Here is a 13977-nt window from a genome sequence, read left to right as displayed (position 1 = left end):
TGAGGACGTGCACCTTCCCTCGACCCGGGTCGGCGAAGGTCACGCGTCGCGGGATGTGTGGTGGGACGACAGTGCGGCGAGATCGCGATCGACCGCCCCGAGCACCTGACGGAATCGGGCCTCCGCCGCGACCCCGAGTTCGTCGTAGATGCGGAACGCGACTTCTCGCGCGCGAGCGCGCGGCCAACCGTCGGGCAGCAGCTCGACAGGCAGATCGGGGTCGAACTGCCGGAACTGCAGCCATTCGGTCATGATCTCGGTACGCATGACGAGGGCGTCGCGCGGAGGGACCCCGCCGGCGAGCACCTCCTGGACCTTCGGTTCGTGACGTGCGATGAAGTCGAGGTATCGACGCTCCAGCGTCTCGAGGTCGAAGACGTCGGCGACGGAGAACGGACGCCCGGGCCGTGCCACGATGGTCGCGCGCAGGACGCTGCCGTCGTCGACCTGCAAGGTGTCGAGCAGTTCGACGGCTTCGATCGTTCGATCATGCGGCGTGATCCAGTTGGCATCGTTGAGCAGGCCGAAACCCAGGTCACGCAATCGCGTCCGCAGCACGCGCCGGACGTCACGCGCAGGCTCGGGTATCGAGAAGGTGACCACGGTCCACAGTCCGTCCCAACCGGTGATGTCGAGGCCGAATCGCAAGACGCGCCGCATGGTCGCCTCCGCGGATTCGCTCATGCGCTCGGGGGCGCCGTACGACGTGGTCCGGCCGGACTTGCCCTGGGTGAGGAGACCGCGCTTGTGAAGTCGTCGCATCGCCTGACGCGCGCCGCTCTCCGTGATGCCGAACTCGGCGAGCAGTGCCACGATCGCCGCCGACGGGATCTGTTCACTCCGCCTGAACCAGTAGTCGCCCAGGAGCGTCACGATGAGGTACTGCGGCTCGCGGCTCGTCGTCGATCGAGGCAGCCGTGGTCCAGGAGGCAGGGAATCCACCCCGCCACGTTATCCGGCTCTCGCCCCGCCGAGTGCCGTCCAACCGGTGCGCGGTAGGCTGGCGGAGGCTCCGTGCGGAGGTCGCAGACCGCGGTCGGGGTGTTCGGGAGGAGCGCGCATGATCGTGGGGATCGGGGTCGACCTGGTCGACATCCCCCGCTTCGAGCGGTCGATCGCGCGCACCCCGCGCCTGCTGACGCGACTGTTCGCGCCGGCAGAGCGGATGCTGAAGCCGCACTCGCTCGCGGCGCGCTACGCCGCGAAGGAGGCCCTCATCAAGGCGCTCGGCGGATCCGACGGCGTGCACTGGACCGAGATCGAGGTGGTCTCGGAAGCGTCCGGCCGCCCGCGCTTCGCCCTGTCAGGGTCGACGGCGGAGGCGATGGCGGCCCGTGGAATCACCCGCACACACCTCTCCCTCAGCCACGACGCGGGCCTGGCCACCGCGTACGTGATCGTGGAGTCGGGGGAGGCGGCATGAGCCGGCTGCCCGACGGCGTCATGCGCGAGGCGCGCATCGACGTCGACGCGATCACCGACAACGTGCGGCACCTGCGCCGGCTCACCGACGCCGAGATCATCGCCGTCGTGAAAGCCGACGCATACGGGCACGGGGCGTTCCGCTCCGCCGTCGCGGCACTGCAGGGCGGAGCATCCCGCCTCGGCGTGGCCGACATCGCCGAGGCGCTGCGCCTGCGCCGCGAGGGCATCACCGCCCCGATCCTCGCGTGGCTGCACGCACCGGGCACGTCGTTCGCCGAGGCGGTCGAGCACGACATCGAGGTGGGGGTGTCGGGCATGGATCAGCTGCTGCAGGCCGCGGCCGCCGCATCCGGGAACCGCCCCGCCGCCGTGCACATCAAGATCGACACCGGCCTGTCGCGCAACGGCGTTCCGCCGGCGCAGTATCGCGTCGTCTTCGCTGAGGCCGCGCGCCTGGAGCGCATCGGCAAGGTGCGCGTGGTCGGGCTGTTCTCGCATCTGTCCAACGCGTCCGCCGCCGACGACCTCGCCGCCCTGCGCGTGTTCGAGGAGGCCGTGAGCGAGGCCGCCTCTCTCGGGCTGAACCCTCCGCTGCGCCACATCGCCGCGACCCAGGCGGCCATCGAGCTGCCCGAGACACGGCTCGGATGCGTGCGCATCGGCATCGGCCTGTACGGACTGTCGCCCTTCGCCGACCGCACGTCGGCCGAGCTCGGACTGCGCCCCGCGATGACCCTGCGCGCCGCCGTGGCCGCGGTGCGGCGCGTGCCCGCGGGCCAGGGCGTGTCGTACGGCTACGACTTCCGTGCCCCGCGGGACACGACCCTCGCCCTCGTCCCCCTCGGATACGCCGACGGAGTGCCGCGACAGGCTTCGGGCACGGGACCGGTCACGATCGGCGGGCGACGCTTCACCGTGGCCGGGCGCATCGCGATGGACCAGTTCGTCGTCGACGTGGGCGATACGCCGGTCGCCGTCGGCGATGAGGTCGTGCTCTTCGGCGATCCGACGCTCGGTGCGCCGTCGGCGACCGAGTGGGCGGATGCGGCGGGCACCATCAACTACGACCTCGTCACGGGCATCGGCTCGCGGGTGGCGCGGCGGCAGGTGGCCGGATGAGCGTCCCCGACGAGCTCCTCGGTACGCGCGAGATCGACACCCCCGACGCCATGCACGACCTCGGCGTGACGCTGGGGCGCGCCCTCGAGCCCGGCGACGTCGTCGTGCTCACCGGCGGGCTCGGCGCCGGCAAGACGACGCTCACCCGCGGAATCGGCGAGGGCCTCGGCATCCGCGGCCCCGTGCAGAGCCCGACGTTCGTCATCGCGCGCACGCACCCCTCACTCATCGGGGGCGCACCGCTCGTGCACGTGGACGCCTACCGCCTCGGCTCGGCGGTCGAGCTCGACGACCTCGACATCGACGTGCCGTCCTCCGTCGTGATCGTGGAATGGGGCCGGGGGATGGCCGAGCACCTCGCCGAGTCGTGGTGGGAGATCGAGATCACGCCGCAGACCGGCGGGCGCGGTCTCGACTCCGCGTGCGGCACGATCGCCGGCCACACCGCCGAGCTCGACGCCGACGCCCCCCGCACCGTCGCCATCACCCGCCACCCGTAGCCCGCCGGCGGACGAGGGCGAGGGGGTGCCGGGGGCGGATTACGCTGGGAGGGTGTTCCTCGGCATCGACACCTCCCTCGCCACGGCCGTCGCCGTCGTCGATGCCGACGGGTACGTCGGAGACGAAGCATCCAGCCCCGACCCGCTGGGGCACGCCGAAGTGATCGGCGACCTGCTCGCGCAGGTGGATGCGGCCGGCATCACGCACGTGGCATCCGGAATGGGCCCCGGCCCCTTCACGGGGCTGCGCGTGGGGATCGCCGCCGCCCGCGCCTTCGCCCTGGGCCGTGACCTGCCGGTCGTGCCGGTGGTCAGTCACGACGCCGTCGCCCTCGGGCTCCTGCTGGATGCGGCCGTCGCCGGCGCCCCCGAGCCCGGCCGCTTCGCCGTCGTCACCGATGCCCGCAGGCGGGAGTTCGCGTTCACCGTCTATGAAGGCCTCGACGACGACGGCCTTCCCGTGCGCGTCAGCGAGCCCGCCCTGTCGCCGCGGGACGAGCTCGATGCGCGCGTCGCCGACCTCGGCGCGACCCGCCATGACGCGGCATCCGTGCCCGCGACCATGATCGCCCTCGCCGCCGCACGCGCGGTGGCCGCCGGCCGCAGCATCGGCCCGTCCGAGCCGCTGTACCTCCGCTCGCCCGACGTCACGCTCGGGCACACGCCGAAGAAGGTGCGCACGTGAACCTCCGCGCCGCCGAGGCCGCCGACCTCGATGCGATCATGACGCTCGAGCGCGCCTCGTTCCCCACCGACGCGTGGAGCGAGGCGATGATGCGCGAAGAGCTGGCCTCCCGCCACGGCTGGTACGTCGTCGCCGAGGAGGCGGGGATGCTCGCCGGATACGCGGGGCTGCGAGCCCCGCGCGGGGCGAAGGACGCCGACATCCAGACGATCACGATCGCCGAGCCCTTCCGCGGACACGGACGGGGACGGACGCTGCTGCGGGCGCTGCTCGCCGAGGCCGACCGGCGGGGCGCCCGAGAGGTGTTCCTCGAGGTGCGCGCCGACAACCCCGTCGCCCAGGCGCTGTACGCCTCGGAAGGGTTCGCCGAGGTGGGCCGCCGCCCCCGCTACTACCAGCCGGACGGCGTCGACGCCGTCGTGATGCGCCTGGACCTGCCCTCCTGGGCCGCCGCGCGCGCCGCCGCGCCGTCGGAGGATCGCACGGAGGTCGGAGGATCCACGGCGGATGCTCCGACCTCGGGCGCATCCTCCGACCTCGGTGCGGGCCTCCGGCCGCTCGGGGGCGCGGCGCCGGCATGCGACGTGGCGACGGGGTGGTGCACATGACGCGCGCGCCGCTCGTGCTGGGCATCGAGACCAGCTGCGACGAGACGGGCATCGGGATCGTGCGTGGGTGCACGCTCCTGTCCAACACGATCGCCTCGAGCATGGACGAGCACGCCCGCTACGGCGGCGTCGTCCCCGAGGTCGCCGCCCGCGCCCACCTGGAGGCGCTGCAGCCGGCGATCCGCGCGGCGCTGGCGGAGGCATCCGTGAGCCTGCACGACCTCGACGCCGTCGCCGTGACGAGCGGCCCTGGGCTGGCCGGCGCGCTCATGGTGGGCATCGGCGCGGCCAAGGCGCTCGCCGTCTCGCTCGGCAAGCCGCTGTACGCCGTCAACCACCTCGTGGGGCACATCGCCGCCGACATCCTCGACGCCGACGCCGGTCCACTGGAGTACCCGACGGTGGCGCTGCTGGTCAGCGGCGGGCACACGTCGCTCCTGCTCGTGCGCGACCTCACGAGCGACGTCGAGCTGCTCGGGGAGACCGTCGACGACGCCGCGGGGGAGGCGTTCGACAAGGTCGCCCGCATCCTCGGCCTGCCCTACCCCGGCGGCCCCGAGATCGACCGCGCCGCCGCATCCGGCGACCCCACCGCGATCCGCTTCCCCCGGGGCCTCTCCCGCGCCTCCGACCTGGCACGCCACCGCTACGACTTCTCCTTCTCGGGCCTGAAGACCGCCGTCGCGCGCTGGATCGAGCAGCGGGAGGCCGCCGGCGAGCCGGTGCCCGTCGCGGACGTCGCCGCGTCGTTCCGCGAGTCGGTCGTCGACGTGCTCGTGACCAAGGCGCTGGACGCCTGCGCGCAGCACGACGTTCCGCGCCTGCTGCTCGGCGGCGGCGTCGTGGCCAACCGGCGCCTGCGCGATGTCGCCCTCGCCCGCGCCGCCGAGGCGGGCGTGAGCGTGCGGATCCCGCCGCTGCGGCTGTGCACCGACAACGGCGCGATGATCGCCGCCCTCGCCGCCGACCTCATCGCATCGGGCCGGCGCCCCTCGACCCTGTCGTTCGGCGCGGACTCGACCCTGCCGGTGACGCAGATCCAGGTGGCGGAGGAGGAGGCCGCGTGAGCGAGCCCCTGCCTCCCGAGCCGCACCCGCCCGCGGATGCGGAGGCGGCCGAGGCCGCGGTCCAGCCGGCCACGACGCCCGACCTCACCGGCGTCGACGCCGCGCTCGGATCGCCGCCGCCCCTGCCGCCGGCGCCGACCGTGGAGGCGCCCTCGCCCGACGTCGTCGCCGCCCCCGTCGCCCCGCGCATCCCGGGAGCCGCGCGCACGGGCTACACACAGCTGCCCACCGCCCCGGTCATCCTCGCCACGCACGGTCCGGTCGAGGGTGAATCCTCGCCGTGGTCGCCCCCGCCGCCGGCGCGGCGGGCCGCGGTGGCCGCGTGGGCGCTCGCCCTGGCGATCGTCGCGCTGGGGGCGTCCTTCTTCGTGGGGTGGATGCTGCCGTTCGGTCTCGCCGGGTTCGTGGTCGCGATCGTGGCCCTGCGGCGTCCCCGGGAGTCCCGCGCGATGGCGGTGTGGGCGCTCGTGCTGAGCCTCGTGTCGATCGCCTACAGCGCCGGCTGGCTGCTGTGGGTCATCCCGCAGCTGCCGCTGGACTGACCCGGGCAGTCCGCCTCACCCCACGCGGTCGGCCAGGAGCGCGAGGCGGCGCGATCCGACGCGCGTGAGGATCAGGGTCGCGGCGTCGTCGCCGCGCAGCTTGAGCTTCGTGCGCAGCACGGCCGGGTCGACGTCGACGCCGCGCTTCTTGATCTCCAGCGTGCCGATGCCGCGCTCGCGCAGCGCGCGGGCGAGTGCGCGCGTGTCGAACGGCACCTCCTCGCGCACGCGGAACGAGGTCACGAACGGGCTCGTGAGCGCCTCGTCGGAGGTGAGATACGCCATCCCGGGGGCGAGCATCCCGGCCTGCAGCTGCCGCGCGGCCTCGCCGATGAGCCGCGCGCGGATGACCGCGCCCTCGGGTTCGTGCACGAACGCCCCGAGCGGGCGCACCGGCACGTCCTCGGCGTCGCCGCCGGCCGTCAGCTCCCACGCGTCGTCGCCGCGGGTGACCAGCGCCGCGCGGCGCACGCCCGGGCGTGCGAGCGATCCGCTCCACAGCACGAGCTCGATCGTCGAGCCGTCGGCGCTGACCCACTGCGCCTCGACGTCGGCGGGGAGGGCGTCGCGATCGAAGGCGGGGCCGAGCTTCATGCCGCCGGGCATGCGGGCGAGGAGATCGAACGCCCACTCCAGCGGAGGGGAGTAGTCGCCCGCGCGCACGCGCGTCGTCTCCGTATGTCCGGCGGTGCGCCGGGCCGGATCGAGCCACACCGCCTGCACGCCGGAGAGGTCGGCCGCCTCGGCGGTGCCGTGCTGCACGGTCACGGCGTCGCCGAAGGGCGCGAGGTTGTACGCCGCGATCGCGGCGGTCACCTCATCGGCGTCCACGGCGACGACTCCCAAGCCGAGGCCGGCGAACCCCAGCGCATCGCCGCCGATGCCGCATCCGAGGTCGGCGACCCGTTCGATCCCGGCGGCACGGAAGCGGCCGGCGTGGCGCGCGGCCACCGACAGGCGCGTGGCCTGCTCGAGCCCCGCCCGCGTGAACAGCATGCGCGCGGCGAAGTCGCCGAACTTCGCGCGCGCCCGCACCCGCAGCCGCGCCTGCCCCACCACCGCGGAGACGAGGTCGGGGGAGTGACCGGCCGCGCGCAGCTGCGACACGACGCGCGCGACGTCGGCGGTGGAGCCGACCTCTCCCACCTCGTCCAGCAGCCGCAGGCCGCCGGGGGTGAGCAGCGCCGTCAGCTCCGCCATATCCACTCCCCCACCCTAGGCGCGTCCACCCCACGCCCCGGCCCGCACCCCCTTCGGGTGGGGGATCGGGGGGAGGGGACCCCCGCACCCCGTCGGGCAAACCCGGGAGGGATCCCCGATGCGGCGCACCCGGTCGCATTCGTACTGTGAGGCCACAACACCACGTCGGGGACCTGGGGCCCCGGGAATGGAAAGGGATCATGGCCTTCGACGACAACACTCTCAACGCCACGCTCAGCTCGGCGGTGACGAACGAGTACACCGAGACCAACACGAGCTCGCTGGATGTCGACCACACCGTCACCGAGTCCGGCAACACGAACGACTCGACCAACGACAGCTACAACGACACGGCGACGGCGACCGACTCGTACCACTGGGGGTCGTACAACACCGAGACCGACACCGCGCACTCCGGCAACACCGACTCGTACAACGACACCGCCACGTGGACGGACGAGTCGTGGACCGACAACTCCGACAACTCCACGCACGACGACTCCGTCAACGCCGGCGTGCGCAGCTACTCCACGGGCTTCGGCGACCTCGGCGGCGCCGCAGCCGCCGCCGGCGGCGGCGGAGACATGATGATCGACAACCGCTCGACGATCGTCGACCAGTCGATCAACGGCAACATCGCCGCATCCGGCCCCGTGTACACGACCGCGTCGAGCTCGGCCGTCGTCAACTCCGGCGACGACGCGATCGTGGCCGGCGGCGACGCGAACGTCACCTACAACATCGACGAGTCGCTGTCGATCGATGCCGGCGGCGACATCCTGATGGACGGCAGCACCAAGACCGTCAACTCGTCGATCAACTCCGGCAACGACTACTCGTTCACCTCGACGATCAACGACAGCTCGCAGGACTGGGACGTCACCGACTCCAACAACACGTACACGTGGTCGGAGACGGTCACCGACTCGTACAACGACGAGGCGCTGTTCCAGTCCTCGACGACCGTCGACGTGAACGTCGACGCGATCGTCGGCAGCGTCGGCGCGGGCATCGGCGACGCCGACCTCGGCATGTGAGACCGGCTGCCGGTCGCTGCGGTGGCGGCGACCGGCAGCCATCCAACCCCGGGCGCCTCGCGCCCACCAGACAGAGAGCAGCAGGACATGGCCTTCGACGACAACGACGTCACGATCGACGTCACCAGCGAGGTGCGCAACTCGGTCACCTCCACGACCACGAACACGGCGAACCTCGCCACCACCGTGAGCGGCTCCGGCAACGTGAACAGCTCCACGAACGACTCGGGCAACGACACCGCGACGGCGACCGGCTCCTTCCACTCGGACTCGTACAACACCGTCACCGACACCGACCACTCCGACAACACCGACTCATTCAACGACGAGTTCACGTACACGGACGGGTCGGAGACGGACAACTCCGACAACTCCACCCACGACAACTCGATCAATGCGGGAGTCCGGTCCTACGACACCGGCTTCGGCAATGTGCTGGGGGCTGCCGGCGGCGGCGACATGATGATCGACAACCGGTCGACGATCCTCGACCAGTCGCTCAACATGAACGTCTCCGCCGGCAGCGGGGTCTCCCAGTGGGTGTCGACGGATGCGGTGGTCAACAGCGGTGACGGAGCGATCGTCGCCGGGTCGGATGCGGCCGTGACGTACAACGTCGACAGCAGCACATCGCTCAGCGCCGACGGCGACATCCTGATGGACAGCACCAAGACGGTGAACTTCTCGTACAACTCGGGGAACACCTCGACCGTGGACACGACGGTGAACGACAGCTCGCAGGATTGGGACCTCGACAACAGCGGCAACACCTACTCGGCGACGCTGGATGTGGAGAACTCCTTCCACGACGACCTCACGGTGCAGACCACGAGCGCCTGGGACATCGACGCGAACGTGATCTGGGACAGCGGCATGTCGGGGATCGCGGACGACACCGACCCCGATGTCGACGTGGATCTATGACTCCGACGTGACCGCGATGGCCCCGGGTCAGCACCCGACCCGGGGCCATCGCTTCGTGCGACGGGTCGCGACGAGAAGGAGGCAACGGTGACTGCAACCGATCCGGCAGGGGGGATCGCCGTCGGGGCGCCCGTGAACGACCACGTGGCCGCATCCGCCCCACCCGGCGAGCTCGTCCGGCTGGTGGAGCAGGCCCGCTCCTTCTCCGGCGCGGTGGGGCGCACCGACCTCGCCAAGCGGCTCGACGACACCCGTGCCCGGCTGCTGGATCCGCACGTGCGGGTCATCGTGGTGGGACAGTTCAAACAGGGCAAGAGCAAACTCGTCAACGCCCTCATCAACGCGCCGGCGTGCGCGGTAGACGACGATGTCGCCACCGCCGTGCCGACCTCCGTCGGGTACGCGGAGGAGCCCTCCGCTGCCGTGTTCATGCGGCCGGAGGGTGGCGGCGACGACACCGTGCAGCGCGTTCCCATCTCCTTCGACGATCTGGCCTCCTACGTGTCCGATCGCGCGGAGGTGCCCCCGGGGCGCTCGGTCGTGGGGGCCGAGGTCCTGCTGCCCCGGGAGATCCTCAAGGGCGGCCTGCGCCTCGTGGACTCCCCGGGCGTGGGGGGTCTGGAATCCACGCGGGCACTGGCCACCCTTGCGGCCCTGTCCACGGCGCACGCCGTGATCCTGGTCTCGGATGCGTCGCAGGAGTACACCGAGCCGGAGCTGACGTTCCTGCAGCACGCGATGCGCATCTCGCCGAACGTCGCCGCGGTGCTCAGCAAGACCGACATCTATCCGCAGTGGCGCGACATCCACTCCATCGACCGGTCGCGCCTGGACGGGCTCGGCGACGTGCCGATCTTCGCCGTCTCCAGCGACCTGCGCCTGCTGGCCGCCGAGCACCAGGACCGTGAGCTCAACGACGAGTCCGGCTTCCCCGCGCTCGTGGCGCACCTGCGCCGGAACGTGCTCGGGCATGCCGAGCTGCTGCACCGCCGCGGGGCCGTGCACGATCTCACCACGGTCGTCGATCAGCTCTCGCTCTCGCTGCGCACGGAGCTGAACGCACTGCTGCACCCCGAGGACACCCCGCGCATGCTCGCCGAGCTCGAGGACGCCAAGTCCCGCGCCGACGAGTTCCGCGGCCGCTCCGCCCGATGGCAGGTGACCCTCAGCGACGGCATCGCCGACCTCATCGCCGACACCGAGCACGATCTGCGCGATCGCCTCCGCAAGGTGCAGCGCGACGGGGAGGCGGCCATCGACGAGGGCGACCCCGGGCCCATCTGGGATCAGATCGCGCAGTGGCTGGATGAGCGCGTGTCGGCGGCGGTGTCGGAGACCTTCGTGTGGACCAACGAGCGTTCGCAGTGGCTGTCCGAGCGGGTCGCGGAGGAGTTCATCGCCGGGGAGTCGGGGATCCCCCTCATCGACGTGGGCGATGTCACCGGAGTGCTCGATCCCGTGGAGAACCTGCAGGTGCTGGATGAGGGCCGCATGAGCGCCGCCGAGAAGATCTACATCGGGGTGCGCGGCTCCTACGGCGGTGTTCTGATGGTGGGGCTCGCGACGAGCCTGGTGGGCCTGACGCTCATCAACCCGCTGTCGCTGCTGGCCGGCGTGCTGGTTGGACGCCGCGCCTACCGCGAAGACATGACCGGGCGCCTCACGCGCCGCCAGATGGAGGCGAAGAACCTCCTGCGCCGCCACATCGAAGACGTCGTCTTCCAGGTCGGCAAGCAGCTGAAGGACCGGCTCCGGCTCGTGCAGCGTGCCTCACGCGACCATTTCGGCACGATCGCCGACGAGCTGCACCGCTCCCTGTCCGAATCGGTCCTCGCCGCCAAGCAGGCCGCGGCCACCTACACCGCCGACCGCGACGGCCGCGTCACGCAGCTGCAGACGCGACTGCGCCAGCTCGACGCGCTGCGGACGCAGATCCCCGCGCTCCAGGCGGTCTCGGAGCGGGCCCGCTGATGCGCACGTCGCTCGGCGACGTGGCCGACGTTCTCGACGCCACGCGCATCCTCTACGCCGACGAGCCCGGCACGGTGGAGCTGCTGGACGCTTACGCGCGGCGTCTGCGCGAGCCGCTGCGCCTCGCGGTGGCCGGCATCGTCAAGGCCGGCAAGTCGACGCTGCTGAACGCCATCATCGGCGAACGGATCGCACCGACGGATGCGGGGGAGTGCACGCGGGCGATCACGTGGTACCGCTACGCGCCCACCGCCCGCATCACGATGAACCTCGTCGACGGCTCGGCGGTGCGCCTGCCCGTCCGCCGCACCGACGGGCGGCTCGACCTCGAGCTGGGCGGCCACCGCGCGGAGGACGTCGCCTGGATCGACGTGGGATGGCCCTCCGAGGCGCTGCGCTCCACGATCCTCATCGACACGCCCGGCATCGCGTCGGTCACCCGCGAGAACTCGGCGCGCTCGATGGAGTTCCTCCTGCCGGAGAACTCCCCCGCCGCCGCCGACGCCATCGTGTACCTGCTGCGGCACGTGCACTCCTCGGACGTGTCGTTCCTGCGGGCGTTCCGCGACACCGCGGCCGGAGCATCCTCGACCGTCAACGCCGTCGCCGTGCTCTCCCGAGCCGACGAGATCGGCTCGGGGCGCATCGACTCCCTGCTGTCGGCGGCCGCGATCGCCGACCGGTACCGACGAGACGGCGAGCTGCGCGCCCTGGCGCTGGGGGTCGTGCCGATCGCGGGCCTCCTGGCCGAAGGCGCCCGGACGCTCCGGGAGAGCGAATTCATCGCGCTGCGCGAATTGGCACGGCTGGACCGCGACGTGCGCGAGCGCCTCCTGCTGTCGGCCGACCGCTTCGTCCGCCCCACGACGGCGACGTCGCTGAGCATCCCCGTCCGCGAGAACCTCCTGCAGCGCTTCGGCCTGTTCGGCGTGCGCCTGGCCGCCGCGCTCGTGCGCGGCGGGGCCACCACCTCTTCCGCGCTCGCGGAGCGGCTCGTGCAGCAGAGCGGGATGGTGGGGCTGCAGCAGTTTCTCGTCGACCACTTCCGCGCGCGCGCCGTCGCGCTCAAGGCACGCGGGGTCCTGCAGGGGGTGGAGCAGCTCGTCCGTGAGCGGCCGCGCCCCGGCGCCGACGCCGTGCTCGGGGGCATCGAGCGCATTCTGGTGCGCAGCCACGAACTGCGTGAGCTGGCGCTCCTGGCCGATGTGCGCACCGCCCCCGTCGCGCTGTCGCCGCATGACATCGCCGAGGCCGAGCGCGTGCTCGGGGGCCTCGGCACCTCCGCTCCGGCACGGCTGGGACTGCCCGAGACGGCGACCAAGGCGGAGCGCGACGAACGGACCCTGGCGCTCCTCGGGCATTGGCGGTCGCTGGGCGAGTCGCCCCTGAGCGACCGCTACACCGCGTACCTGTGCCGCATGGTCGTGCGCAGCATCGAGGGGATCGCGTCAGAGGCCGCTGCCCGCGCCGAGGCTGCGGGCGACGTCGTGCTGGCGAGCGGTCCAGCGCAGGGCGGCCGGTAGCGTCGAGAAGAGCAGCCCGACGACGGCCAGCCCGAGGGCCAGCAGCAGTACGCGCGTCAGGGGGATGCCGCGGTCGCCGAGCGCGACCAGCTCCCGGCACGCGAGGAACACCGCCCCCTGGAACAGCGCGGTCCCCAGGAGCCACCACCGCATGTTCGGCCGGCGGTTGGAGAAGGACACCAGGAGCGTCACCTGGACCAGCCACAGCGCGACGAGGGCGCCGAACACCGACCAGTAGACGATGTCGGCGGCGGTGTCGTACGTGGCATCCGCTCGCTCCGCGTCGACGGCCTCGATGACGCCGATGATCTCGGGGAGCTGCTGCTCGCGGATGATGAAGAGGTAGACCACCGCGACGGCGCTCACCGCGAGCGAGAGCACCCACGCGAGCTGGCTGAGACGCACCGACGCCGGCGCCGGCAACTTCACCAGCACCGGCGCCGCCTCCTTGTTCCCCAGCGACGGACGCGCGGGTGCTTCGCGGGCCTCGCCGGCCGAGGAGGTCGCGCGGGCGCCCCGCGCCCCGGCGCCGTTGTCGGGGTCGGGGCGTCGCGCGAGATCAGAAGTTGTCATCCGCGGGGGCTTCTTCCATCACGACGGTGTCGGAGGACTCGAACACGCCCGTGGTGTCACTGTCGACGGTCGTCTCGGCGTAGGCCACGGTGGAGTCGTTGAACGATTCGTCGGCGGTGGTCGTGCCGGTGGTGCTGTTCATCGAGTCGGTGACCGTGGTCGTGGTCGATGCATCCGTGGTGGTCGTCGTGTCGGTCGAGGTGTTGCCGGAGTCCGTCGTGGTGGTCTCGGTGACGTCGCTGCCGCCGATCGCGACGTCGTCGCCGGCGTCGATGTCGGTGGACTGGTCGAGGTTGTTCTCCTGCGTCGCATCGTTGCCCGCCGCGATGGCGCCGTCGCCGGAGGCGACCACGGCGTCCTGATCGAACACCTGCGTGACGTCGCCGTCGGCCCAGATGTTCTGGTTCACCGACTGGTCCAGGAGCGTGTCGCGGTCGTCGATGTAGGAGAAGCTGTTGGTGATGGAGTTGATCTCCCGCACGGTCGGGTTCGGCTCCGGCGCGGCCGGCGCCGGCTTGGGCGCGGGGACGGGAACCACCTGCGCCCGTTCGGCGATGACGGGTGCGACCGCGCACACGTCCGCGGCCGTCGCGTTGCCGAGGCCGCGAGCGGTGAGGGCGGCCTCGGGGTCCTTCGCGAACTCCTCGGCGGCATCGGGATCGCGCAGCAGGCTCAGGATGAACTCGATCAGGGCATCGGCGATCGTCGCCAGCGTCATGCTCATTTCTGCTCCTCACATCGGGACGTTCCGAACGTATTGCGTCGCCGCGCGCTGCGCGTCGGGGGCTGTCCCCCCGTCGTGG

The 13977-nt window shown here is 71.9% G+C and carries 15 protein-coding genes; 11 read left to right on the top strand and 4 right to left on the bottom strand.

Annotated features, from left to right (window positions below; translation table 11 throughout):
- Positions 1-39: 39 nt before the first annotated feature.
- Entirely contained in the window at positions 40-942 is a 903-nt protein-coding gene (locus tag E4V99_RS02990; protein WP_135116377.1) for a PaaX family transcriptional regulator C-terminal domain-containing protein, read from the bottom strand.
- A gap of 118 nt (positions 943-1060) precedes the next feature.
- Here E4V99_RS02990 and E4V99_RS02985 point away from each other — a divergent pair, with 118 nt between their 5' ends.
- From E4V99_RS02985 to E4V99_RS02955, 7 genes are read left to right on the top strand one after another with little or no spacing between them, the layout of a single operon-like run.
- Positions 1061-1423, top strand: a complete 363-nt coding sequence (locus E4V99_RS02985) for a holo-ACP synthase (protein ID WP_135116376.1) — start codon at positions 1061-1063, stop codon at positions 1421-1423.
- The gene (gene alr / locus E4V99_RS02980) at positions 1420-2544 is read left to right on the top strand and encodes an alanine racemase (protein ID WP_187270424.1); all 1125 of its coding nucleotides are present in this window, start codon (positions 1420-1422) and stop codon (positions 2542-2544) included. The genes E4V99_RS02985 and alr overlap by 4 nt, the downstream gene beginning before the upstream one ends.
- Positions 2541-3044, top strand: a complete 504-nt coding sequence (tsaE, locus tag E4V99_RS02975) for a tRNA (adenosine(37)-N6)-threonylcarbamoyltransferase complex ATPase subunit type 1 TsaE (protein ID WP_135063554.1) — start codon at positions 2541-2543, stop codon at positions 3042-3044. Before alr ends, tsaE begins: the two co-directional genes overlap by 4 nt.
- A gap of 52 nt (positions 3045-3096) precedes the next feature.
- Complete coding sequence (tsaB, locus tag E4V99_RS02970) at positions 3097-3729, top strand: tRNA (adenosine(37)-N6)-threonylcarbamoyltransferase complex dimerization subunit type 1 TsaB (protein WP_135116375.1); 633 nt, start codon at positions 3097-3099, stop codon at positions 3727-3729.
- Positions 3726-4337 (top strand): ribosomal protein S18-alanine N-acetyltransferase, encoded by a 612-nt coding sequence (rimI, locus tag E4V99_RS02965; protein ID WP_135116374.1) that lies wholly within the window; start codon positions 3726-3728, stop codon positions 4335-4337. Before tsaB ends, rimI begins: the two co-directional genes overlap by 4 nt.
- Positions 4334-5404, top strand: coding sequence for a tRNA (adenosine(37)-N6)-threonylcarbamoyltransferase complex transferase subunit TsaD (gene tsaD, locus E4V99_RS02960; protein ID WP_135116373.1), 1071 nt, complete (start codon positions 4334-4336; stop codon positions 5402-5404). Before rimI ends, tsaD begins: the two co-directional genes overlap by 4 nt.
- On the top strand, positions 5401-5946 hold the full coding sequence (locus tag E4V99_RS02955; RefSeq protein ID WP_240742802.1) for a hypothetical protein: 546 nt from the start codon (positions 5401-5403) through the stop codon (positions 5944-5946). Before tsaD ends, E4V99_RS02955 begins: the two co-directional genes overlap by 4 nt.
- Before the next feature lie 15 nt (positions 5947-5961).
- Here E4V99_RS02955 and E4V99_RS02950 read toward each other — a convergent pair whose 3' ends face one another.
- Positions 5962-7152, bottom strand: coding sequence for a class I SAM-dependent methyltransferase (locus E4V99_RS02950; RefSeq protein ID WP_135116372.1), 1191 nt, complete (start codon positions 7150-7152; stop codon positions 5962-5964).
- 194 nt (positions 7153-7346) lie between these two features.
- Between E4V99_RS02950 and E4V99_RS02945 the strand changes: the two genes are divergently transcribed.
- The 4 genes from E4V99_RS02945 to E4V99_RS02930 all read left to right on the top strand — a co-directional run bounded on the left by E4V99_RS02945 (position 7347) and on the right by E4V99_RS02930 (position 12601).
- Entirely contained in the window at positions 7347-8183 is an 837-nt protein-coding gene (locus E4V99_RS02945) for a hypothetical protein (RefSeq protein WP_135063564.1), read from the top strand.
- Between the two features lie 87 nt (positions 8184-8270).
- Positions 8271-9107, top strand: coding sequence for a hypothetical protein (locus tag E4V99_RS02940; RefSeq protein ID WP_135063566.1), 837 nt, complete (start codon positions 8271-8273; stop codon positions 9105-9107).
- An 87-nt stretch (positions 9108-9194) separates the two neighbouring features.
- Positions 9195-11078: a dynamin family protein gene (locus E4V99_RS02935; RefSeq protein WP_240742803.1), complete on the top strand. Its 1884-nt coding sequence runs from the start codon at positions 9195-9197 to the stop codon at positions 11076-11078.
- Positions 11078-12601: a dynamin family protein gene (locus E4V99_RS02930; protein ID WP_135063568.1), complete on the top strand. Its 1524-nt coding sequence runs from the start codon at positions 11078-11080 to the stop codon at positions 12599-12601. Before E4V99_RS02935 ends, E4V99_RS02930 begins: the two co-directional genes overlap by 1 nt.
- On the opposite strand, the gene E4V99_RS02925 is transcribed toward E4V99_RS02930, so the two are convergent.
- Positions 12527-13174 (bottom strand): hypothetical protein, encoded by a 648-nt coding sequence (locus E4V99_RS02925; protein WP_135063570.1) that lies wholly within the window; start codon positions 13172-13174, stop codon positions 12527-12529. The two genes, E4V99_RS02930 and E4V99_RS02925, sit on opposite strands and share 75 nt — an antisense overlap.
- Positions 13161-13898, bottom strand: a complete 738-nt coding sequence (locus E4V99_RS02920) for an IniB N-terminal domain-containing protein (protein ID WP_135063572.1) — start codon at positions 13896-13898, stop codon at positions 13161-13163. Before E4V99_RS02920 ends, E4V99_RS02925 begins: the two co-directional genes overlap by 14 nt.
- Positions 13899-13977 lie beyond the last annotated feature (79 nt).

It is taken from the genome of Microbacterium sp. dk485 (assembly GCF_004570445.1).
Taxonomy (GTDB): domain Bacteria; phylum Actinomycetota; class Actinomycetes; order Actinomycetales; family Microbacteriaceae; genus Microbacterium; species Microbacterium wangchenii.
This window is presented reverse-complemented; position numbering and strand designations above follow the sequence as displayed.